General features: G+C 69.9%; 17 protein-coding genes and 1 pseudogene. 6 read left to right on the top strand and 12 right to left on the bottom strand.

Annotation, left to right across the window (positions count from 1 at the left end; all coding sequences use genetic code 11):
* Positions 1–258: sensor histidine kinase (locus ACFWP5_RS09565; RefSeq protein ID WP_384152861.1), on the top strand; the 258-nt coding region annotated here is incomplete at its 5' end.
* Positions 255–2180 (top strand): glycoside hydrolase family 9 protein, encoded by a 1926-nt coding sequence (locus ACFWP5_RS09560; RefSeq protein ID WP_384152858.1) that lies wholly within the window; start codon positions 255–257, stop codon positions 2178–2180. The genes ACFWP5_RS09565 and ACFWP5_RS09560, both read left to right, overlap by 4 nt.
* 62 nt (positions 2181–2242) lie before the next feature.
* Here ACFWP5_RS09560 and ACFWP5_RS09555 read toward each other — a convergent pair whose 3' ends face one another.
* Positions 2243–5146: a trehalase family glycosidase gene (locus ACFWP5_RS09555; protein ID WP_384152855.1), complete on the bottom strand. Its 2904-nt coding sequence runs from the start codon at positions 5144–5146 to the stop codon at positions 2243–2245.
* Between the two features lie 396 nt (positions 5147–5542).
* Between ACFWP5_RS09555 and ACFWP5_RS09550 the strand changes: the two genes are divergently transcribed.
* Together ACFWP5_RS09550 and ACFWP5_RS09545 are read left to right on the top strand one after the other, a co-directional pair.
* Positions 5543–7405, top strand: a complete 1863-nt coding sequence (locus ACFWP5_RS09550; protein WP_384152852.1) for a glycoside hydrolase family 76 protein — start codon at positions 5543–5545, stop codon at positions 7403–7405.
* 134 nt (positions 7406–7539) lie between these two features.
* Positions 7540–8310, top strand: coding sequence for an Atu4866 domain-containing protein (locus tag ACFWP5_RS09545; protein ID WP_384152849.1), 771 nt, complete (start codon positions 7540–7542; stop codon positions 8308–8310).
* Positions 8311–8454: 144 nt separating this feature from the next.
* On the opposite strand, the gene ACFWP5_RS09540 is transcribed toward ACFWP5_RS09545, so the two are convergent.
* The 5 genes from ACFWP5_RS09540 to ACFWP5_RS09520 all read right to left on the bottom strand — a co-directional run bounded on the left by ACFWP5_RS09540 (position 8455) and on the right by ACFWP5_RS09520 (position 14016).
* Positions 8455–9450 (bottom strand): N-acetylglucosamine kinase, encoded by a 996-nt coding sequence (locus ACFWP5_RS09540; RefSeq protein WP_384152846.1) that lies wholly within the window; start codon positions 9448–9450, stop codon positions 8455–8457.
* A complete protein-coding gene (locus ACFWP5_RS09535) occupies positions 9450–10697 on the bottom strand; it encodes a 6-phospho-beta-glucosidase (protein ID WP_384152844.1) in 1248 nt (415 codons plus the stop codon). The genes ACFWP5_RS09540 and ACFWP5_RS09535 overlap by 1 nt, the downstream gene beginning before the upstream one ends.
* A complete protein-coding gene (locus ACFWP5_RS09530) occupies positions 10694–11596 on the bottom strand; it encodes a carbohydrate ABC transporter permease (protein WP_384152841.1) in 903 nt (300 codons plus the stop codon). Before ACFWP5_RS09530 ends, ACFWP5_RS09535 begins: the two co-directional genes overlap by 4 nt.
* Positions 11597–11663: 67 nt before the next feature.
* On the bottom strand, positions 11664–12626 hold the full coding sequence (locus ACFWP5_RS09525) for a carbohydrate ABC transporter permease (protein ID WP_384152838.1): 963 nt from the start codon (positions 12624–12626) through the stop codon (positions 11664–11666).
* Between the two features lie 4 nt (positions 12627–12630).
* On the bottom strand, positions 12631–14016 hold the full coding sequence (locus ACFWP5_RS09520; protein ID WP_384152836.1) for an ABC transporter substrate-binding protein: 1386 nt from the start codon (positions 14014–14016) through the stop codon (positions 12631–12633).
* A 168-nt stretch (positions 14017–14184) separates the two neighbouring features.
* Here ACFWP5_RS09520 and ACFWP5_RS09515 point away from each other — a divergent pair, with 168 nt between their 5' ends.
* Entirely contained in the window at positions 14185–15015 is an 831-nt protein-coding gene (locus ACFWP5_RS09515; protein WP_384152833.1) for a GntR family transcriptional regulator, read from the top strand.
* 103 nt (positions 15016–15118) lie between these two features.
* Complete coding sequence (locus ACFWP5_RS09510; protein ID WP_384152830.1) at positions 15119–16171, top strand: glycosyl hydrolase family 18 protein; 1053 nt, start codon at positions 15119–15121, stop codon at positions 16169–16171.
* Positions 16172–16261: 90 nt separating this feature from the next.
* Here ACFWP5_RS09510 and ACFWP5_RS09505 read toward each other — a convergent pair whose 3' ends face one another.
* The 6 genes and pseudogenes from ACFWP5_RS09505 to ACFWP5_RS09480 form a co-directional block, all read right to left on the bottom strand.
* Positions 16262–17653, bottom strand: a complete 1392-nt coding sequence (locus tag ACFWP5_RS09505; protein ID WP_384152827.1) for an amidohydrolase family protein — start codon at positions 17651–17653, stop codon at positions 16262–16264.
* Positions 17654–17796: 143 nt separating this feature from the next.
* Complete coding sequence (locus ACFWP5_RS09500) at positions 17797–19344, bottom strand: Na+/H+ antiporter (RefSeq protein ID WP_384152824.1); 1548 nt, start codon at positions 19342–19344, stop codon at positions 17797–17799.
* Positions 19345–19349: 5 nt separating this feature from the next.
* Positions 19350–19619: an Atu4866 domain-containing protein gene (locus tag ACFWP5_RS09495; protein WP_384152821.1), complete on the bottom strand. Its 270-nt coding sequence runs from the start codon at positions 19617–19619 to the stop codon at positions 19350–19352.
* A 77-nt stretch (positions 19620–19696) separates the two neighbouring features.
* Positions 19697–19888: a hypothetical protein gene (locus ACFWP5_RS09490; protein ID WP_384152883.1), complete on the bottom strand. Its 192-nt coding sequence runs from the start codon at positions 19886–19888 to the stop codon at positions 19697–19699.
* Positions 19889–19997: 109 nt separating this feature from the next.
* Positions 19998–20123, bottom strand: a pseudogene (locus tag ACFWP5_RS09485) (hypothetical protein); the annotation flags it as partial.
* A gap of 138 nt (positions 20124–20261) precedes the next feature.
* Complete coding sequence (locus tag ACFWP5_RS09480; RefSeq protein ID WP_384152880.1) at positions 20262–22151, bottom strand: amidohydrolase; 1890 nt, start codon at positions 22149–22151, stop codon at positions 20262–20264.
* Between the last annotated feature and the right edge of the window lie 135 nt (positions 22152–22286).

Genomic DNA, 22286 nt, shown 5'->3' with positions numbered 1-22286 from the left:
CTGCCAGGACGGCCGTTTCTGACCCTCGCGGACCGGGAACGCGTCTTCGCACGCGGTGTCACCGGCGGTTCGGAGGCCACCCCGGGCACGGGCGCGGGCCTCGCCATCGTCCGCTGGGTCGCCGGCCTGCATGACGGCACGGCCCGCCTCACGGACGCTCCCGGCGGCGGCCTGCTCGCCGAACTCCGGCTCCCCATGGACGCACCCCAGACGTCCTCATCCTCATCTCATGAAGGTCCCGGCACCGTGGGCGCATGAACGCATCGCGCAGGCCTGTCCTGCTGGTCACCACCACTGCCGTGAGCATCGGCGCCGTGCTCGTCGGCCTGAATGCGCACGGCACGGCCTCCACACCGTCCGCTCCCGAAGTGGCCGTCCGGGTCGACCAGGTCGGCTATGTGCGCGGCGAGCCGAAACAGGCGTACGTCATGGGACCCTCGAAGGCGCTCGCGGGGGCGCGCTTCAAGGTCGTGGACGCGAAGGACAAGGTGGTCACGGCGGGCAGGCTCGGTGCCGTCACCGGCCACTGGAACGCCAGGTTTCCCTCCGTACGGACCGTCGACCTCTCCGCGCTGAACACGCCCGGCACCTATCGCGTCGTCCTGTCCGGCACCGCAGCCGGCCGCTCCCCCGCCTTCCGGATCGCCGACGCGAGCGAGCTGATGACCCCGCTCGTCCGGGACAACGTCCGCTTCCTTCAGGCGCAGCGCGACGGAGCCGACGTGGTTCCCGGCACCTTGTCCCACGGGCCCTCCCATCTCGCCGACGAGCACGCGACCGTCTACGCCGATCCGCACTACGACGAGGAGGGCAACGAGCTGCTCGACGAACGGCTGACCCCGACCGGCGCCACGGTCGATGTCGCGGGCGGCTGGTTCGACGCGGGCGACTTCCTCAAGTTCACCGGCACCACCTCCTACTCGACCGCCGAACTCCTGCTCGCCGAGCGGGACTTGCCGGACATGAAAACGCTGTCCGCCGAGGCCGGGCACGGGCTGGAGTGGGTGGACAAGATGTGGGACGGCGACAGCGAGACGCTCTACGCCCAGGTCGGCATCGGCGCGGGCAACGACGCCGTACGGACGGATCACGACGTGTGGCGGCTGCCGGAGGCCGATGACCGGCTCGATGTGTCGCCCGGTGACCCGGACTACACGATCAAGCACCGGCCGGTGTTCCGCGCGAACAAGCCGGGCGAGCCGATCACTCCGAGTCTCGCGGGACGGGTGGCCGCGGTGTTCGCCCTCGCCGCGCAGCGCACGGCCGACAGTGACCCGGACCAGGCCCAGGAGTGGCTGGACAAGGCCGCCGCCGTCTACGGCCTGGCCGACACCGACCACGACCCCGACAAGCCGCTCGTCACCGCCTTCCCGAGCGCCTTCTACCCCGAGGACTCCTGGCAGGACGACATGGAGTTCGCTGGTGCCGAACTCGCCCTGGCCGCACGGCAATTGGGAGACGACCGGGAGGGCGACTGGACCGGCGAGGCGGCCCACTGGGCCAAGGCCTACCTGGGCTCCGACGTCAAGGGCACCCTCAACGTCGCGGACGTCAGCGCCCTGGCCCACGTCGACCTGACCACCGCCCTGGACGGCGCCCGCAGCAACGGCGTCGGGGCCGAGGACCTGAACAAGGACCTGCGCCGCCAGCTGGAGGAGGGTGTCGATCACGCCGGTCACGACCCGTTCGGCGCCGGTGCGGTCTACGACGACTTCGACGCCGTACCGCACACCTTCGGTCTGGTGGCCACCGCCCGCCTCTACACCAAGGCCACCGGGGACACCCGCTACGACGCGTTCGCCGGCCGGCAGCGGGGCTGGGCCCTCGGCGCCAACCCGTGGGGCACCAGCTTCGTGATCGGCGCGGGTGAGGTCTACCCGCACTGCCCGGAACACCAGTTGGCCAACCTCCGCGGCAGCCACGACGGGAAGGGCGCGATCCTGCGGGGCGCGGTGGTCAACGGCCCCAACGCGGCGGACAAACTGGCGGAGTTGAACAGCTTCCCCACCATGACGAAGTGCACCGCCGCCCCGCCGACCGGAGCCTGGACCGACTTCGACGGCAAGGGCTCGCGCTACGTGGACGACGTGGGCGCCTGGCAGACGGTGGAGCCCTCGCTGGACTTCACCACGACCGCGCTGCTGGCCTTCGCCCTGACCGCGCAGGACGAAGACCAGTAGCCGCGTGATCCGGCAGCCTCCGATCACGCGGGGAGTGGAGGCTGCCGGAGGTGTCGGGCCGGTCAGGACGTGAGGTAGCAGGACTTGCTCACGCCGGGCAGCGGGTCGGTGCCGACGGCGGCCGTCGTGCAGGCGGCGGAGCCGGTGAACGCCTTGTAGAGGAAACGGCCCCGGGCACCGTAGGCGACGGTCTGCTGTCCGCTGAAGCCACAAGTGCCGCCTTCCGCCGAGCAGTTGGTGGCGTAGCCGACCGGTCCGCCGGTCGCGGTGTAACAGGCCTTCGACTCACCGGAGATCGGGTCGCCGAACGTGGCGTCGGTGCACGCGGTGTCGCCGGTGGCGGTGGCCGTGGCGAACGCCCCGTAGGCGCCGTACATCACCGGCTGTCCCGCGGCGGCCGCACAAGTGCCGTTCTGGTCGGCGCACTTGGTCCAGCCACCGGCCGGGGCGCCTGCGGGCGGCAGATAGCAGGACTTGGCGACGCCGTCGATGGGATCGCCGAAGTGGGCGTTGGAGCAGGCGACGGAGCCGTTGGTGACCTGGTGGACGAAGTTGCCGTTGGCGCCGTAAGCGACGTCACGGTTGTAGCCGGGCACGGCGCAGGTGCCGTTCTCGGCCGCGCAGGCGGTGTATCCGGGCGGGCCGCCCACGTCGGCGACGTAGCAGGACTTGACGAGGTTGGCCGCCGGGTCGCCGCCGAAGGAGTCGTTGGAGCAGGCGGTGCTGCTGGTCACCGTCTTGTACGTGTACGTCCCGGCGCCGTAGGCCACCGAGCGGGTGCCGCTGAAGGAGCAGGTGCCGGCCTCGCCCGCGCACCGGGTGTAGCCCGCGCGCAGGGCACCGGTGCCGGGCTGGGTGGGTGCCGACGGATTGCCGAGGCCGGTGGCGGAGACGGTGTAGCTGCCGGGGGCGACGCCGGTGAGGTAGACGTAGGTGTCGTCCTGGCTCCCGCCGGTGATGCCGGAGGTGGGCGTGAAGGCTCCGTTCTGCCATACGACGGTGCCGTTCACGGTCACGGTGATGTCGCCGCCGAGCTTCGGGACGCCGATACGGCCGCTGCTGCCGGAGGGGCTGGAGAGGGTGGCCGAGTAGGTGCCGGCCGACGGGTCGCGGGACCAGGAGGCGTTGATGGCGCCCTGGGGCATGGTGATGCGGCCCTGGGCACTGGTCAGGTCGCCGGGGTGCGGGACGAAGCGGTAGGCGCCGGTCGCCGACTCGGGTGCGGTGCCGAGCACGTCGAAGGTGAGCGTGGAGGTGGGCGCCGTGGACCAGCCGTGGGCCAGGCTCATGAACGAACCGCCGTACGCGAGGCCGCCGTCGGACTGGATGCCCTCCCAGAACGTGCTCTTGGTGCCGATGTCGCTGTCGAGCATGTGGCCCCAGGTGCGGCGGATCTGGTCCAGGGCGGTGAAGTCGTCGTTGGCGGTGAAGCGGGCGTTCAACTCCATGCCGCCGGCGAACGGCGAGACGTTGCCGCCCCACTCCGGGGTGGTCGGGCCGTAGATGCCCCAGTTGTTGCCCAGCCCCGTGATGATGCTCTTCGACTTGGCGGTGGAGTCGCTCAACCCGTACCAGACGGCAAGGGAGTTGCCGTCCTGCGGGTACAGCCCGCTGCTCGGGTTGTCCTTGTACATGCCCTTCGAGGCGTCCCACAGCAGGGAGTTGGCCGCGGACCTGATCGCGGCGGCCTTGCTGTTCCAGCTCGCGGCGAGCGCGCTGTCGCCCTCGACCGTGGCGAGTGCGGCGCCGCCCTTGAGGGCGCCGTACAGGAGCGCGTTGGCGGAGATGTTCTCGCCGCCCTGGCCGACCCGGGCCCAGTCCTGGGTGCGGGTCACGTTGAGCAGGTTGTTGCCGTCGATCTTGTTGGTGATGAAGGCCATCCCCCGCTTGTAGTTGGACCATTCGGAGTCCAGCCACGACCGGTCGGCGGTGTACGTGTAGTACGTGGACGTCCCCAGCAGGGTCCACGTGTGGTACGTGTCCGAGCCGGTGAGGTTGAACGGCGGCCCGGACCAAGGGATTTCACCCGCGGCCGACTGCGCGTTGTACATGGTGGTGAGCGCGTTGCGGGTCGAGGTGAGGTCGTTCGAGTACGCGTACTGCGTGGGGACGGCGATGCCCATGTCGCCGGGCCACACCGTACGGTCGCGCTTCGCCCCGTCGACCAGGACGGAGTCACCCACGCCGACGGTGGCGCTGTTGTCCCAGGCCGAGGAGGGCGGGGGCCAGGCGCGGCCCTGGTTGGAGGCGATGGTGTTCAACTGCACGGTGTACGCCCCGGCGTACCAGATGCGGTTGAGCAGGTCGTCGCTTGAGGTGAAGTAGTTGGGGTAGTCGGCCGGGTTGGACTTCCCCGGTGCCGCGGTGAAGTTGAGGCTGACACCGTTGAGGTCCACCCAGCCCGAGCTGTCGAGGAAGACCGTCAAGTAGCGGAATCCGCCCCGGAGTTGGGCGGTTGGCATCGTGTAGGTGCCGTTGGCGGAGGGCGTGGCGTAGAGCGCGCCGTCCTCGCCGTCGCGGCCGCTGCTGCGGTCGCTGTTGTTGCCCACGTACAGGGACGACTCACTGAAGGCCAGGCCGACGCGTTGGTCGCTGGAGCTGGTGCCGCCGAATGACAACGTTACCAATCCGCCGACTTCTTTCCCGAAGTCGAGCGTGACGGCCGACTGCGAGCCGGTGATCCGTGTCGCCTGTCCGTTGAGGACGTTCTGCGGGTTCGCGACGCTGCCGGACGTCCGGTAGACGGCGGTCGGCTTGAGGGTGCGCGAGGTCGGCGAGTAGTTCACGGCGTCAAGTGCCGCCTTGGGAGCGGGCGTTACGGTCGCCGACGCGTCTCCGGCCGAGGGGGGCGCCGCGCCGGCGGACGACGCGGGAGCCACGGCCAGCGCGGCGGCGACCACCATGGTGAGCCCGACCAGGCGCCCCGGTCCGGGCTTTCGGTTCAGCGGTGGCCGTCGGCGGCGCATGAGTACCTCCCGGATCGGTGGGGAACCAGCTGCTCACCTCGCCCGACCGGTGACTGAATCGATTCAAAAAGATCGACCGGTGAGGCCTGGAAAGGAAGCGACAGCAGGTGTGCGAGATGACTCGCCGAAGTTCGCACCGATGATGGGCGCCCGAAAAGCGGGTGTCAACCCATCGCGTCAACCATCGACTCGCGCCTCAACTCCTCTGGAACAACCGCGCCTTGCGGCATTGACAGGGTCGCACCAAGCCGGTTCACTGCCTCGAAGACGGGTACAGGTATGGACCATTAATCCAGCACTGAATCCATTCACGCTCCGCTCGGCCCGGTGCGAGCCGTGGGCCCCAGCCGCGCCCGCCGACCGGCGTCCCCCATCGTGAAATCGAGGCGAGTTCCGGTGTCCCTACGCAGCTTCGACATCGTTGTCAGACCACGGTTCCTCAGCTTTCTGCTGACGGCCGCTCTCGCGTTCGTGGCGCTGGTCCCGGCCGCGACGCCGGCGTCCGCCGCCACCCAGGTGTGCGTCCTGGCCTGCGACACGCTCGACCCGTCGCAGGCACGACAGGAAACGTTTCCAGTGCCGGACAAGACACTCAACGGCCGGCGCGTCCAGCTCCATGTGTCCGACGCGGACGACATGGCGTGGGCCAGCATCGACAACGGCACGACCGGCGACGCGGTGTGGCTGGACCGTTCCTGGGACGGCGGCGCCACCTGGGACGGCCTGCTCGGCAAGGCGAGCATCCCGAGCACGTGGACCGGCACCAGGACGCTGATGTACAACATCACCGACCCGCGCAACCACAAGCGCGGCCTCGTCCGCGCCTGCGGCGACGCGGCCGGCGTCGGCTGCACGAACTGGGTCTACCCCACGGTCTGCGACACCGTGTGCGACGGCACGAGCGCGGGCCAGGCGGCGGGCGACGACCAGCCGGTGCCCTCAACCACCTTGTACGGCCGCGCCATTCGGCTGCACGTGGACCAGAAGAACTCGATGGCCTGGGCGAGCATCGACACCGGTGGCGCGGGTGACGAGATCTGGCTGGACCGTTCCTGGGACGGCGGCTCGACCTGGCCGGACGGCTCCTCCCTCGGCCGTACGAGCACCCCGTCCGGAGCGACCACGACCCGCACCGCGATGTACGCCGCCCGCGATCCGCGCGGCCTCCTCTACGGCGGGGCGGTCCGCGCGTGCGGCCGGGAGGCGAGCCACAACGAGGGCAGCTGCACGGCGTGGTACCGGCCCGTGCCGACCAGGGCACGAGCGGCGGCGGACACGCTGATGACGTCGTACGACCCCTACAACGGCTGGTGGCCCAGCAGTTGGTGGAACTCGGCGGCCACCCTCACCTCCGTCATCGACTTCGCGAAGACGACCGGCACGCACGACTACGACTGGGTCATCGCCCGCACCTTCGACCAGAACAAGGGCGTCTTCGCGGCCGGGACGCGGAGTTCGGACGCGATCGAGGGCGACTTCATCAGCCGGGCGATCGACGACTCGGGCTGGTGGGCGATCGCGTGGATCGACGCGTACGACTACACGCACGACGCGCGCTACCTCAACGAGGCTGTCACCATCGCCAATTACGTCCAGCAGTACTGGGACACCGGCACCTGTGGCGGCGGCGTGTGGTGGGACCGTGAGCGGACCTACAAGAACGCGGTGACGAACGGGCAGTACCTGTGGCTGACCACCGCGCTGCACCAGCGCATCGCGGGTGACACGGTCTGGCTCCAGCGGGCGAAAACGTCGGCCGCCTGGTACAAGGCCAGCGGGATGATCAACTCCTCGGGTCTGGTGAACGACGGGCTCTCCTCGTCCTGCGCCAACAACGGTTCCACCGTGTGGAGTTACAACCAGGGCCTGGCCATCGGCGCCTTCACGGAACTGTGGAGGACGACCGGCGACAGCTCGATGCTGGCCACGGCGCGGAAGCTGGCGGACGCGGCGATCAGCAGTCCGACGCTGACCTCCGGCGGGGTGCTCACCGAGTCCTGCGACGTCGGCTCGGCGTCCTGCGACGACAACCAGAAACAGTTCAAGGGCATCTTCATGCGGAACTTCGCCGACCTCGCGAAGGCCACCGGCTCCACCACCTACCAGAACTACATCCAGAAACAGGCCGACACCCTGTGGGCGCAGGACCGCACCTCCCTCAACGCCCTCGGTGAACGCTGGGCCGGCACCAGCCCGAACCAGACCGACTGGCGTACGCAGGCCAGCGCGCTCGGAGCGCTCACGGCCGCCGCGGGCTGAGGCCAGGGTGGGTGCCGGGAGGATGCAGGGTGGGTGCCTGACACCTGGGTGAACGGCAGCCTGGTTGCGCTCCTCGGACGCGACCAGGCTTGCCGCGAAGCAGCACCCGTTCACCTTCACCCGAGGAGCAGGCGATGAGCGCCACCCACACGGACACCGTGACCGTGACCTGGAACAGCAAGGCCCTCGACGAGATCGTCTCGAACGACGCGGGCCGCCCCGTCCTGTTCACCAACGCCCGGGTCCTGACGATGGACCCCCTGATCGGAACCCTGCGCGGCGCCGACGTCCTGCTCGTCGGCGCCCTGCTGGTGGGCGTCGGCCCGGGCATCATCACGGCTGCGGGGGACGACAACGCCATCGTCGTCGACTGCACCGGCATGACCGTGGTCCCGGCGGTGGTGGACGCGATCGCCCTGGCCGGCGGACGCGGCCACCGCTCGGAGTACGTCGCGACGCTGACACCGGGGAACACGGGAGACCTGCTCGTCGTACCCGACGCACTCGCCCCGGACGTGGCGGGCGCGCTGGCCACGCTGCTGACCCGCCCGGAGGAGGTCCGCGCCCTGGTGGCCGCCGGCAAGCCGGTCCTCTGGTCCGGCACGAACGCCCCCGGCCGCGCCACCGCGCCCGAGGCGGGCATCCCGGCCGCCCAGGACCTGAGCGGCAGCCCGCGCGTCGGCGTCTGGATCGACAACAACGACTTCCTGCACCAGGAGTTGACGCCCGCCGGCCGCTACGACGAGACCCGCGGCGGCCGCCCGCACGCCTACGAGGGCCGCTACTGGATCGACGGCGACCGCATCGACTACCTGGACGACCTCGGTTTCTGGGCGTTCGGCGAGTTCCGGGGCGAGGAGCTGCACCATGCGGGGTATGCGATGCGGCTCGGACCGCGGGCGTAGTGGGGGGCTGGGCGGTCCCAGGGGATCATGGGCCGCCGCTCCCCCGAACCCCGGCCGGTCGCGGCTGGAGATCCAGGGCAGCAAGGGGGCAACGGGACGGACTCCCGGCACCACGTAGTGCCGAGCCCCGTCCAGTCGAACCGATCACGCCCCGCCGCTCCCCCGAAACCCCGCACGCAACCGGGCCTCGGCCCCGATGTCCGATCGCGGATGCAAGTCCAGAGCGGCCAGAGCCGCGCCGAGCAACGGCGGGTCCGCGCACACCACCGGCCGGACCCCCGGCACCGCCTCGGTGAGGTGGTGTTCGACGTCGTCCAGGAGGGCCTTGTGGCCGGCGGCCAACACGCTTCCGCCGAGGACCACTTCGGGCTCGGGGGCGACGGCGAGTTGGAGGCGGCACAGGACCGTGACCGCCATTCTCGCGATCTCTGCCGCCAGGCGTTCCACCAGTTCCGTCGCGATCTCGTCGCCCACGTCGCGGGCCGCGAAGACCGCCGGGCAGAGTTCGCTGAGGCGGAGTGCGGGTACGTCACCGTTGTGCAGGGCGGCGGTGACGTCGGCGACCGTGGGGAGGGCGAAGTGGTCGATCACCGCCCTGCGAAGGGCCGTTCGCGGGCCGCGGCCGTCCTCCGCCCGTGCCGCGTGCCACAGCGCCGACGTGCCTACGTCGATGCCGCCGCCCCAGTCGCCCGAGATCCGGCCCAGCGCGGTGAAGCCGGTGGTGCGGCCGTCGGGGGCCACGCCGACGCAGTTGATGCCGGTGCCGCAGACCACGCCGACGCCCCAGGGGCGGCTGGCGCCGGCCCGCAGGACGGCGTAGGAGTCGTTGTCGACGCGCTGGGTGACCGCCCAGCGGCGGGCGCCGACGGCCTCGCGCAACGCCTCGATCTCGTACGGCAGATCGGCCCCGGCGAGAAAGGCCGTGATGCCGTCCACCTCGATGTCGGCCGCCACGCCCGCCGCCGCCATCGCCTCGGCTCGCAACTCGGCCAGTACGTCCATCGCCGCGTCGACGCCGACCGCCTGCGGGCGGAATCCGCCGCCCCGCGCGCGGCCCAGGATCGCCCCGTCCGTCGTCAACACGGCAACGTCCGTCTTGGAGTTGCCGCCGTCGACGGCCAGGAGCAGGCCTGTCTTCATCAGGCCCACCACAGGTGTTGGCTGTTGGCGGCGACGAGCTTCGCCGCCAACTCCTCGGCGACCTTGACCTGACCGATGAGGGGATGCGCCAGCAACGCCGTCGCGACCCGGTCGACTCCGCCGTGCAGGGCTGCTTCCAGGGCCAGTTCCTCGTAGGCCGTCACATGCGCGATGAGTCCGGCGAAGAGGGGTTCTACGGCGGTGACGGGCAAGGGAGTTGCACCCTGGGCGTCGATGCGGGACGGGACCTCGATGACGGCGTCGTCGGGGAGGAAGGGCAAGGTGCCGTTGTTGCGGACGTTGGCGACGCGGACGTCACCGGTGTCGGCGGTGAGGGCGTGCACCAGCTGCACGGCGGCCTCGGAGTAGTAGGCGCCGCCGCGCTTGTCGAGGAGGGCGGGCTTCTCCGTCAGGGCCGGGTCGGCGTACATCTTGAGCAAGTCGCCCTCCATCTCCGCCACTTGCTGGGCGCGGGAGGGTTCGCTCAGCTGCTCGCGGAGGACCTCGTCGTGGGCGTAGTAGTAGCGCAGGTAGTACGAAGGGACCACGCCCAATCGGCGGACCACGTCCAGTGGCATGCGCAGCCGGTCCGCGAGGGCCTGGCCGTGTTCGTCGAAGATGCGCGGCAGGACGTCCGCGCCGTCGAGCCTCACCGCCCGTTCCCAGGTGAGGTGGTTGAGGCCGACGTGGTCCAGGGCGACGCGCTCGTGGTCGACGCCGAGCCAGTCGGCGAAGGTGCGCTGGAAGCCGATGGCGACGTTGCAGAGGCCGACCGCCTTGTGACCGGCGTCGAGAAGGGCGCGGGTGACGATGCCGACCGGGTTGGTGAAGTCGACGATCCAGGCGTTCGGAGCGCGCTTGGCGACCCGTTCGGCGAGGTCGAGGACGACCGGGACGGTGCGCAGCGCCTTGGCGAACCCCCCGGCGCCGGTGGTCTCTTGACCGATGCAGCCGCACTCGTGCGGGAAGGTCTCGTCGACGTGCCGGGCGGCCTGGCCGCCGATGCGGAGCTGGAAGAGGACGGCGTCGGTGCCGTCGATGCCCGCGTCCGGGTCGTCGGTGGTGGTGATTTTCGCGGAACTGCCCTGGCGGGCCAGGATGCGGCGCGCGAACGGGGCGATGACATCGAGCCGCTCCGGGTCGGGGTCCACCAGGGCGATCTCGGTGACGGGCAGTCCCAACCGGGCGAATCCGTCGATCAGTTCGGGGGTGTACGTGGATCCGCCACCGACAACGGTGATCTTCAACCTTTGACTCCTGTCAGTGTGACGCCCTCGATGAAGGCCTTTTGCGCGAAGAAGAAGACGATGATCACCGGCGCCATCGCGATGAGGGTCGCCGCCATGGTGAGGTTCCACTGCACTGCATGGGAGGTCTTGAAGGTCGCCAGGCCCAGGGCAAGGGTCCAGTGGGCGGGCGTCTCGCCGGTGTAGATGAGTGGGCCGTAGTAGTCGTTCCAGGCGTTGAAGAAGGAGAAGAGCCCGACGGCGACGAGCGCCGGGCGCATCATCGGCAGCACCACCCGCGTGAGGACCCTGAGTTCGCCGCAGCCGTCGATGCGGGCCGCGTTGAGGTAGTCCTCGGGGACGGTGAGCAGGAACTGGCGCAGCAGGAACACCGAGAAGGCGTCCCCGAACAGGGACGGGAGCACCAACGGCCAGATGGTGCCGGTGAGATGGAACCTGGCCCACATCAAGTACATGGGGATGACGAGGACTTGGGGCGGCAGCATCATCATGGTGATGACGCAGAGGAAGGCCACGTTGCGCCCCTTGAAGCGCAGCCGTGCCAGCGCGTACGCGATGGGGACGCTGGACAGCAGTGTCGCGGCGGTGGCGGCGACGGCGTAGATCACCGTGTTGGCGAGCCAGGTGCCGATCGGGGCCGTGCTGAAGACCGTGCGGTAGTTGGACCACTGCCAGTGGTGGGGCCACAGGCTGGCGGTGAGGGACTGGCCGTCGGTCATGACCGAGGTCAGGAAGATGAACACGATCGGGCCGATGAAGGCGCAGGCCAGGCCGACGGCGACGGCGTGTTCGGCGATCCAGATCAGGGTCCTGCGGCGACCGGCCCGGCCGCGCGCGGCACGGTGGGGCGAGGCGGCGCGGGTCTGGTGGGCGGGTGCCGGGGCGTAGGTGGTCGTCATCGTGGCGTCTCCTCGGTGGCCAAGTCCTGTGCGGTCGTGGCGACTTCCCGATGGACGAAGCGGTACGTCATCGCGGTGACTCCTCGATGTCGAAGCCGGAGGCGCGGCGGAGCAGGACGACGGTGAAGGCCATCGCCACCACGAAGAGCACCACGGCCAGCGCGCAGGCGTAGCCCGCGTGGAACTGGTTGAAGCCGGCGATGTAGAGCTGTTGCGGGAAGGTGAGGGTGGAGCCGTCCGGATAGCCGGGCAGGGGCTGGATGTTGCCGTTCGCGACCTGCGAGGCGACCATCGCCTGGGTGAAGTACTGGAGTCCGGCGATGACCCCGGTGACGGTCGCGAACAGCACGACCGGTGAGATCGTCGGCAGCGTGACGTAGCGGAAGCGGTGCCAGGGACCGGCGCCGTCCAGTTCGGCGGCCTCGTACAGTTCGGCGGGTACCTCAAGGAGTGCCGCCAGGAAGATGACCATCATCGTGCCGCTGCCCCACAGGGCGAGCAGGGTCAGGGCCGGTTTGGACCAGTCCGGCGAGTTGAACCAGAGCGGGCCGTGGATGCCCAGCAGGCCCAGAATCCGGTTCACCGGGCCGGAGTTGGGGTTGAACATGCAGACGAAGGCGACGGTCGCGGCGACCGGCGGGGCCAGCGCGGGCAGATAGAACAGGGTGCGGAACAGGCTCGCCCCGGCCTTGAGCCGGGCGGTGACCATGGCCACGCCGAGGGCGAAGAGCACCTGCGCCGGGACCATGATCACCACCAGCCAGGCGGTGTTGCGGACGGCGTGCCAGATCAGCGGGTCGCCGTCGAGCAGGTAGCGGTAGTTGCGGAGCCCCACGAACTGGGCCTGGGAGATCATGTTCGAGTTGGTGAAGGACAGCCAGACCGTCATCACCAGGGGGTAGACGAGGAAAACGGCGAAGCCGACCAGACCGGGGGCCAGGAAGAGCAGGACGCGCAGCCGGTTGCGGCGCAGCCGCGCTTTCAACGGGGCTGTGGTGAGCGGGAGTTGGGTGACCTGGTGGGTGGCCATGACGTCACTGCCCCAGCTTTAGGGCGGCGTTGTTCTGCTTGTCGACGGCGGCCAGCCCTGCCTTCAGGTCGGGTACGCCGCCGCTCTGCCACTTCTCCACGAAGTGACCGAAGTTGGTGAGATAGGCGCCGCCGTCGCTACTGGCCGGAGTGGTGGCGGTGAGCGGGTTCTTGAAGACCTCCAGGAACGGCGCGAAGTGCGGGTCCTTGGAGAGGCCCAGCGAGGGCGAGTCGAGTGCCGCCGTGGTGGTGGGGACGTTGCCGATCCCGTCGGCCAGTGTGGTCAGCGCGTCGGTGTCGGTGGTGAGGAATTTGATCAACTTCCAGGCGGCGCCCGGATGTTCGGCGCCGCGCGGCATGCCGATCACGTTGCCGCCGACGTAACCGGCACCGTACAGCTGGGACTTGCCTTCGGCGGCCGGCATCGCAGCGGTGCCGTAGTCGACGGTGGACTTGTCGTTCTTGATGAACGCGTTGCGCCACTCGCCGTCGACCATCATGGCCAACTTGCCGGTCTCGAAGGCGTTCTGGGCGGAGAACTCGTCCCCCATGCCCGCCTTGAACGTGACCAGCTTCTTCGCGCCGAACCAGTCGAAGAGCTGCTTCTGCCAGGTCAGCGCCTGTGCGAAGGCGGGGTCGCCGCCGACGTTGGACTGACCGTCGGCGGTGAGCCACTTGCCGCCCCAGCTGGGGACCAGATGCTCGGTGAGCATCTCGTAGGCGCCCAGGTAGGGCATGAACCCGGCGGTCCTGATCGAGCCGTCCGCGTTGAAGGTGGTCAACTTCTTTGCGTCCGCCGCCAGTTCGGACATGGTCTTGGGCGGGGAGGTTATCCCGGCCTTCGCGAACAGCTCCTTGTTGTAGTAGAGGCCGAAGGTGTCGGCGAGCCACGGCATCGTGCAGCGCTTGCCGTCGAAGGCCGTGTACGACTGGACGGCCTTCGGGATCTGGTTCAGGTCCACGTGGTCGGCCTTGATGTCCGGGGTGAGGTCCTGGAAGGCCCCGCTGGAACACCAGCCGCCGACGTTCGCGGCGTTGAACGAGGACGCCACGTCGGGGGCGGTGCCGCCGCGGATGGCCTGGTTGACCTTGTCGTCGGTCTGGGCGGCGACGGCCTTGACGGTGATGTAGGGGTACTTCTTGTGGAACTTGGCCAGCACCGCGTTGACCGAGGCGATCTCGTGCGGGGAGCTGAGACCGTGCCAGAAGGTGATGGTGACCGGGGTGGTGTCGTCGGCGCCGGTGTCCGCCTTCGACGTGGCGCCGCCGGTGGTGCATGCTGCGGCCAGCAGCGCGGTGACCGCGATCAGCGACGCGGCGACGGTACGGCGGGCGGTGCGGCGGGGGCCGCGGGCGGTGCGGGTGACGGGTCCGACACGGGACTCGGACATGGGACCTCCGGCGAATTCGCTTACCACTTATTGACCAGTGGCCACATGTTGGGGCACCATTTGGTCACTGTCAAGCGAGTCCGCAGCAAGAAACCGCTGGAGAAAAGCCATCAAAGCGTTACATTGCGCCACTCGAAGTTGAACCACTGGTAAAGAAAGTTGGTAGGCATGGTCAGCGGTGAGAGCCGTTGGGAGAAGCGGGAACGCATCCGCACCCACCTCCTCGACCTGATCGAGGAGACCGGCACCGGCCGCCCCCTCCCGGGCGAGCGGCAGCTGTGCGAGGAACTCGGGGTCTCCCGCCCCACCCTGCGCGCGGTGGTCGACGACTTCGTCCGTGACGGTCTGCTCGTGCGGGAGCACGGGCGCGGTGTCTTCGTCGCCCGCGCCAAGGTCGCCCAGCACCTTAGCGGCGGCGCCCCCGGGCAGACGCAGGGCCTGGGCGTCGGCGGTGTGGACGGCACCTGGTCGAGCCGCACCCTGGACTTCAAGACCGTCGCCGCGGGGCCCCGGATCGGCCGCCGGCTGGGCACGGCGCCCAGCGAGCAGATCCTGCGGATCACCCGGCTGCGGACGGTGGACGGCGACCCGATGTGTGTGGAGACCCTGCACGTGCCGCACGCGCTGGTCCCCGGACTGACCGCCCGCGACCTGGAGACCGACTCCTTCTACCGCTTGCTGGGCCGGCGTTACGAGATCCTGCTGACCGACGCCACGCAGAGCATCGAACCGACCGTGGTCGACGAGTGGGAGGCCGAAGTCCTCGGCGTCTCCGTGCACACCCCCGCCCTGCTCTTCGAACGGGCGGCGCGGGACGCGGAGGGCCGGGTCGTCGAGTTCACCCGCTCCGTCTACCGGGGTGACCGCTACCGCATCTTCACCAGGCTGTCGTTGGCGGCCCGGCCCGACGGCGGACGCGTCGTCGACGGCTCCTGGTCGGCGGCCACCACCGTCCCCGGCGCCGACACCCTGGTCTTCGACCCCTACTGGACCAACTAGCCACCCTCACCCACGAGTTCACCGCGCCGGCCCACCGGCCGACGCGGCGATCCCGCACGCCCCCCACCAGAAAGGACCGCTCATGATGCGCCACGCTCTTACCGTGAGCGGCGTCGTGGCCTGCACGGTCACCACGCTGCTCGCCTGTACGGCCTCGGTCCCGGCCGGCGCCACCCCCTCCGCCACCTCGGGCGTCCAGCTCCAGACCTGGCTCTACCCCGGGTCGACCGGCGACTCCACCTGCACCGCCAAGAGCGAGTACGCCGACAACAGGGTGAAGACCGGCGCCCTCAATCCCGAGTACTGGTCGGTCCAGAGCAACGGCTCGGTGACCCTGGAGACCACCGCCGACGGCAGCTGCAACACCTACAGCGCGGCCAACGTCGCCGACCTCAAGGCACACTCCGCGTACCAGTACCCGACGCTCTCCGGCATGACCACCGCCGACGTCCACGCCCTGGTCAGCAGCAACAGCACCCGTACGGCAGCCGTCACCAAGGTCACCTCCCTCGTCGGCGACGCCGGGCTCAGCGGTGTCGACGTCGACCTGGAGGACTACTGGTCCTGGAGCACCGCCGACTTCACCAACTACAAAACGTTTCTGAAGCAGTTGGCCACCGCCCTGCACGCCAAGGGCAAGCGCCTCCAGGTCGACGCACCCGCGATGACCGAGGACGCCTCGTTCTACGACTACGCGGCCGTGGCCGCCACCGGCGCCGACGACGTGGTGATCATGGCGTACGACGAGGAGTTCGACACCGCGTCCGGCGCCCGCTGCCTGCCCATCAGCCCCTACGACTGGCTGAAGAAGGTCACCACCTACGCGCAGAGCAAGATCCCCGACCCGAACCGCCTGATCATCGGCGTGCCCTCCTACGGCTACAGCGCGCCCGACCCGTGCGACCTGAACTCCGTGACGGGCAACATCCAGTTCAGCGACATGAAGAAGAGCCCCGGCTTCTCCAGCAACCCGGCCACCATGGAGAGCCGCCGGGACGCGTCCTCCGGCGAGATCCGCTGGACCTCAGGCGGCGTCCTCTACGACTACGTCGACAGCGTCGCCATGGACCGCAAGCTCGCGGTCCTCAAGGGCCTCGGCGTCACCAAGGTCTCGGTGTGGTCGCTGGGTGGCGGGAACCCCTGGTTCTCCAACTGACCCACCTGATCCAACCGGTCCACCTGCTCCACCCACGGCACTGATGCGGCGGGCACCCTCGGGTTCGGGCGCCCGCCGCGTCAACTCCCCTTACTTCACAGGCATGTTGAGCACGTGGTCGCGGGAGGCGCTGACCTCGGCACGCAGTTCGGGAAGGTTCACGTCGAGCACCTGACCGTCCCACTTGCGCGGCTGCCCGTTGACGAACACGGCGGTGATGTTGCGGGCGTCCGAGCCCAACACCAGTGTGCCGATCGGGTCGTTGAGGGGCATGTTGTTGAGGTCTTCGGCCTGTACGACCAGCAGGTCCGCCTTCTTGCCGACGGTGAGGGAGCCGGTGACATCGCCGAGACCGTTGGTCCGGGCGCCCTGGAGGGTGGCGAAGTCGAGGACGTCGTGCGTGGTGATGCGGGAGAGCTCGCCTCCGGTGCCGTAGGCGGCGTTGACGGCACGCATCCGCTGGATCGCGAGCAGGGCCCGCATCTGGGTGAACAGGTCGCTGGCGAGGGCGACTTCGACGTCGATGCTCAGGCCGGGGCGGATGCCGACGGCGAGTGCCTCGTCCACCGCGGGGATCGCCGTCTCCAGGCCGATCTGCGCGTCCGAGGTGGGGGCCAGCGCGACCGTCGTACCGGACTCCCCCATCGCCTTCCATGCCCCGGTGGTCAGACCCGTGGAGTGGATCAGGGTGACGCCGGGGCCGAGGATGCCGTGCTCGGCCCAGGACAGCACGGCCTGTGACCCGGAGGCGCCGAAGACCGCGTCGACGCTGACACCGATGCCCAAGTCGGCCGCCGTACGGGCGAGTTCAGGGCCGTAGGCGAGGGCGGGGCCGGCGATCTCGTCGGTGGCCAAGGTCGCCAGGCGCAGCGTGAGGAGCTGGTCGTCGCTGCTGAAGTACTGGTCCTTGAGGCGGTTCAGGTCGGCCGGCCACTGGCGGTCCCAGTCCCCGAAGTGCGGGCCCATGGAGGCGTGGACGCCGCGGATGCCGGTGTCGCGGAGCGCTTCGATCGCCGCGTCGGAGTGCTCGCGGGTACGGGAGTTGTGCGAGAAGTCGAGCATGGTGGTGATGCCACTGTCGAGCGCGGTGAGCGCCGCCAGTCTGGTGCCGATGTACATGTCCTCGGGCCGGTAGACGGTGGCGTAACCGGCGAGCGTGGCCATCACATAGCCGCCGAGGTCGTCGACGTCGGGCATGATCCGGCGCAACTGGGCTTCCCAGGCGTGCCGGTGGGTGTCGACGAGGCCGGGAGCCAGGATCGTGCCGGAGGCGTCGACGAACACCGCGCCCTCCGCCGCCAGGTCCGGCCCGATCGCGGCGATGGAGTCACCCTCGACGAGCAAGTCGCCCTGCACAGTGCCCAGTTCCGGGTCCATCGTGACGATGGTCGCGCCGGTGAACAGGATGCGCCGACGCGGGTCGGCGGACTGACGGCGCAGCTGGTCGAGAAGGCCGGCGTTGGTGGTGTCGTCGGTGTTCATGAGAGCCCCTTTTCGGATGACGTCGGGTGACGCCGGATGACGTGTGGTCCAAGATTCGGTGCGCGTCCGCACGGCAACCAGGCCGCCGTTTCCCTGGGTGCGCCGCACCCAGGACGCTGTCCGACACGTACGGCCTCCGTCGGCTACGGCCGCCCCAGCCGGATCTCCTCCACGTCGAGCACCTCCTGGACCGCCCGCAGGACGATGTCGTCGATACGGCCGCTGTCGCGCAGGTCGGTGAGGGTGTCGCGTTTGACCTGGAGCAGGGCGAGTCGGAGGCGCCGTACGCTCTCGCGGCGGTGCGCGGAGCCGGGTGCGGGGGCCGTGCGGTCCTCGATGTCCTGGACCATACGCAGGGTGTCCTCCTCGGCCACCCCGAACCGCTCGGCCAGCTCCGGCATCGCGTCCAGGGCGGCGCTGCTCAACCGGCACCGGGCGAGGGTGAGTTCGGCGCTCTTGTCCTCGTCGGCCGGGAAGCGGGCCCGGCGGACCATGGTCGGCAGGGTGGTGCCCAGCAGCGTGAGGGTGACGACGATGACGACCGCGGTGATGAACACGACGGCGTCGCGCTGCCCGACGATACGTCCCTCGGCGGTCGTGGCGGGCACGGTCAGCGCGGCGGCCAGCGAGATGGCGCCGCGCATCCCCGCCCAGGCCAGCGGCAGCCGCTGCGGGGCGGTGATCCGACGGTCCCGCTGCTGAGGGCGCCGGTCCAGGAGCCTCACCAGATAGGGCACCGAGTAGAACCAGAGCAGCCGTGTTCCGAGCACCGCGACACTCACCGCGAGGGCGGCGATCGTCGCCTGCAACAGGGACACGGACGTCAACGCCCGGACGGCGGCGGGCAGTTGGATGCCGACGAGGACGAACAGGGCGCCGTTCAGCAGATAACTCGCCACTTCCCAGAAGGCGACGGCCTGGACACGGGCCTCGGACCCGATGACACGCGGCCCGAACCAGGCGGACACCAGACCGCAGACGACGACCGCCAACACACCGGACGCATGCAGGAGTTCGGCCGGCAGATAGGCGAGGAAGGGGGTCGCGACGCTCAGCACACTGTGCAGCAGCGGCTCGGGCAGCCGACGCCTGACCGGGATCAGGAGCAGGGCGACCGCCGCGCCGGTCAGGATGCCGCCGGCGTAGGACGCGACGAAGGCGAGGGCCGTGCCGGACCAGGAGAAGGGATGCTCGGCGGTGACGACGTCGATGGTCACGGCGAGCAGGACCAGCGCCGTCCCGTCGTTCAGGAGACTCTCGGTGCGCAGCACGGTCAGGATGCGGCGCGGCATCGCCTTGGCGACCGCGGCGACGGCCGCCGCGTCCGTCGGAGCGAGCACGGCACCGAGGACGAACGCGATCGGCCAGCCGTAGCCCAGCGCGTGGGCCACGACTGCGACCGCGACGGCGGTGGCGAGGACCAGCCCGGTGGACTGGAGCGCGATGCTGCGGAAGTTGTTGCGGATCTCCCGCACCGAGGAGGTCAGCGCCTCCCAGTACAGCAGCGCGGGCAGGAAGAGGAACAGGACGACGTCCGGGGACAGCGCGAACGACGAGAAGGACGGTGTCAGCCCCACGAGACAACCGACAGCGAGCAGCACCAGGGGTTCGCTCAGGCCCGTACGCCGCGACAGCCAGCCCATGAGCAGGACGGCGGCCGCGACGGCGACGATCAGTTCCAGGCTGTCCACGTCGGTCACCTCGGCCGCGGGCCGGTGCCCTCCCGGTACAGGACGAGGTGCTCGTGGAAGAGCACGCCGTCGCGGACGTCACCGGTGGCGGTGAAGCCGGTGTCGTCGACGTAGTCGATGTGGTCGCCGGTGACGGTGTAGCTGCCGGTGTAGGCGCTCCGCCGGTTCCCGCGGGCCTCGTCGTAGCGGCCGTTCGGGAGGAGTTCCTGCCGAATGTGCCCGTCCACCGTCACCCACATACCGACGAAGGGGTGCGGTGCTGCGTTCGTGTTCATGGCTCCACGGTCGCGTTCCCGCACACGGGTAACCAGGCCACACCTCTCCTGGGTGTCCGGCACCCACCTTCAGGCCTTCAGAAGATGACCAGCACCGGGCCGTCGGAAGGGCCGGGCACGAAGACGAGCGGCGGGGTCGGCCAGTGGTCGGAGAGGGTGGGGTCGATGCCTTCCATGCCGTAGAGCCGCCATCGGTAGAGGCTGAGCTCGCTGAGCAGCATGACGGCGGTGCCGATGAGGAGGGCGGTGGTCAGGCCCAGCCATTGCACCAGGGCCCCCACACGGGGGCGGCGACGGCCTGGCCGCCCTGGAAGACCAGCAGACGGCGAGTCCGCGGGCCCGGACCCAGCCCGGCAGCCGGGTCTGCATCGCCGCGTTGAGGGTGGACAGGGCACCGATCCAGGCCACTCCCGCGGGCAGCAGCGCGAGCATGGCGACCCAGGTGACGTGCACGGTCGCGAGGACCAGCAGGACGAGGGCGAACATGACGGCGCCTGCGGCCAAGATGCCGTTGATGCCGAGGTGTTGGCGCAGCCACGGGGCGAAGTGGGCGGTCGAGAAGAAGTACGGCAGCTCAGCGAGGGTCGGGCCACCAAGCCGCCGTAAAACCGGACCCGCCCGTGGGACCGGTCCAGCGGTTGGTCAGAAGCAGCCGTCGAGTGGGTCGAGCGCGCCGCCAACCTGGTGCGGGATGCGGTCGAGGTCGCCGCGCCGCTCGCGCCAGGCACGCTGCTCCTCGGAGTCGGCGGCGGCGTCGGTGAAGGCGCGGGCCTGCCGTGCACCGGGTACCTCTGACGCGGCTTGGAATCCGCCGAAGCGGGCTACCGGGCTCCACGCGGGGCTGATCTCCGGGAGCGGGGCGGCGATGTTCTCGTAGTCCCCGACCGCGTGCACGACCTTGCCGCCGGCCACGGTGAGGAGGGCCTCGATCCGGTCGATGTCCTCGTCGGCGACGGAGAAGTAGTCGGCGGACAGCACGGCCAGGTCGCCGTACTTGCCCTCGGTGATGGTGCCCTTGACGTCGGCCTCGCCGGTGAGGTGGGCACCCGCGCTGGTGTACATCCCCAGGGCGGTGGAACGGTCCACGCGGTTCTCGGCCGGGTAGAGGAGGGTGTCACCGACGGTGCGGCCGGTGACCAGCCAGGACAGGGACAGCCAGGGGTTGTAGCTGGAGACGCGGGTGGCGTCGCTACCGGCGGCGACCAGCAGGCCGGTGTCGCGCATGGCGCGGATCGGGGGCGCGGTCGCGGCGCGCTCGGCGCCGTAGCGGTCGATGAAGGCCTTGCCCTGGAACATCATGCGGTTCTGCACGGAGACGGCGCCGCCGAGGGCGTTGATCCGTTCCAGACTGCTCTGGCTGACGGTCTCGGCGTGATCGAACAACCACCGTGTCCCGTCCGGGAATCCGCCGTCCGCGGCGATCTCCTCGAAGACGTCGAGGTCCTGGCGGATCGTCTCGTCGTAGGTGGCGTGGAGGCGGAAACCCCAGCCGTTGTCGAGCAGCAGCCTGGCCGCCGCCTCCAGGTCCTGGCTTGCGCGGGCGGTGAGTTGGGGGCGGGGCTCGGCGAAGTTCTCGAAGTCGGCCGGGGACCAGGCGAGGTTCTCCCCGGCGCCGTTGCAGCGCAGCCACTCGTCTCCGTCGCCGGGGCTGACCATGCCGATCCAGCGGCGCAGGTCGTCGAGTTCCTGCCCGGCGGTCTGCGGGAAGAGGTGATAGGCGATACGGACGGTCAACTCGCCGCGCTCTGCCAGCTCGGTGACGGCCGCGTAGTTGTCGGGGAAGTTCTGGAAACCGCCGGCGGCGTCGATGGCACTGGTGATGCCGAAGCGGTTCAGCTCGCGCAAGTAGTGGCGGGTGGACCCGAGTTGGTCCTCGGGGGCGAGGATCGGGCCCTTGGCGAGGATGGAGTAGAGCAGCCCGGCGGCAGGGGCCGCGAGCAGCACACCGGTGGGATTGCCCGCGAAGTCGCGGACGATCTCGCCGCCGGGCGGATTCGGGGAGTCCCGTGTGAAGCCGACGGCCTCCAGCGCGGCCCGGTTGAGTATCGCCGACTGGTACAAGTGCAGGACGAATACAGGGGTGTCGGGGGCGGCGGCGTTCAACTCGGACACGGCCGGCAGCCGCTTCTCCGCGAACTGTTCCCCGGTCCAGCCCCCAACTACGCGCACCCACTGCCCAGTTGGTGTCCGCTCGGCCTGCTCCCGCAGCATCCGCAGGGCGGTGCGCAACGACCGTACGCCGTCCCACCGCAGTTCGAGCAGATAGTTCAACCCGCCCCGGATGACGTGCAGATGAGAGTCGTTGAGCCCGGGAATCACCCGACGGCCGAGCGCGTCCACGACACGGGTGGCCGGGCCGATGTGCGGGGCGACGGTCGCGTCATCTCCTACGGCGGTGAAGACACCGTCGGTGACGGCCACGGCGGACGCGGCCGGGCGGGCAGGGTCACCGGTGTGGATACGGGCGTTGCGGACGACGAGCTCGGCGGGGTGCCGGACCCCGTCGTGCGGACGTACGCCTCCCACGGGCATGGTGCTGCTGGACACGTCGGCTCCTCGGTCGGGTCGGTCGACTGGCTGGCTGGCTGGCCGCGCACCTCGACGCTAGGTTTGCGAGAATGGATCGGTCCAACACATGGTTCTGCTCGTACCGATCCATAAGAGAGA

Source organism: Streptomyces sp. NPDC058469 (assembly GCF_042721125.1).
Classification (GTDB): domain Bacteria; phylum Actinomycetota; class Actinomycetes; order Streptomycetales; family Streptomycetaceae; genus Streptomyces.
Note: the sequence above shows the minus strand (reverse complement) of the source record. Positions and strands in the feature narration are given on the sequence as shown.

What these genes read in the sequence shown, in the direction of transcription:
- ACFWP5_RS09525 (WP_384152838.1), bottom strand. Translation starts at nt 12,626, where the DNA reads ATGGCCACCCACCAGGTCACCCAACTCCCGCTCACCACAGCCCCGTTG.
- ACFWP5_RS09555 (WP_384152855.1), bottom strand. Translation starts at nt 5,146, where the DNA reads ATGCGCCGCCGACGGCCACCGCTGAACCGAAAGCCCGGACCGGGGCGC.
- ACFWP5_RS09560 (WP_384152858.1), top strand. Translation starts at nt 255, where the DNA reads ATGAACGCATCGCGCAGGCCTGTCCTGCTGGTCACCACCACTGCCGTG.
- ACFWP5_RS09520 (WP_384152836.1), bottom strand. Translation starts at nt 14,016, where the DNA reads ATGTCCGAGTCCCGTGTCGGACCCGTCACCCGCACCGCCCGCGGCCCC.
- ACFWP5_RS09530 (WP_384152841.1), bottom strand. Translation starts at nt 11,596, where the DNA reads ATGACGACCACCTACGCCCCGGCACCCGCCCACCAGACCCGCGCCGCC.
- ACFWP5_RS09545 (WP_384152849.1), top strand. Translation starts at nt 7,540, where the DNA reads ATGAGCGCCACCCACACGGACACCGTGACCGTGACCTGGAACAGCAAG.
- ACFWP5_RS09480 (WP_384152880.1), bottom strand. Translation starts at nt 22,151, where the DNA reads ATGCCCGTGGGAGGCGTACGTCCGCACGACGGGGTCCGGCACCCCGCC.
- ACFWP5_RS09540 (WP_384152846.1), bottom strand. Translation starts at nt 9,450, where the DNA reads ATGAAGACAGGCCTGCTCCTGGCCGTCGACGGCGGCAACTCCAAGACG.
- ACFWP5_RS09505 (WP_384152827.1), bottom strand. Translation starts at nt 17,653, where the DNA reads ATGAACACCGACGACACCACCAACGCCGGCCTTCTCGACCAGCTGCGC.
- ACFWP5_RS09495 (WP_384152821.1), bottom strand. Translation starts at nt 19,619, where the DNA reads ATGAACACGAACGCAGCACCGCACCCCTTCGTCGGTATGTGGGTGACG.
- ACFWP5_RS09515 (WP_384152833.1), top strand. Translation starts at nt 14,185, where the DNA reads ATGGTCAGCGGTGAGAGCCGTTGGGAGAAGCGGGAACGCATCCGCACC.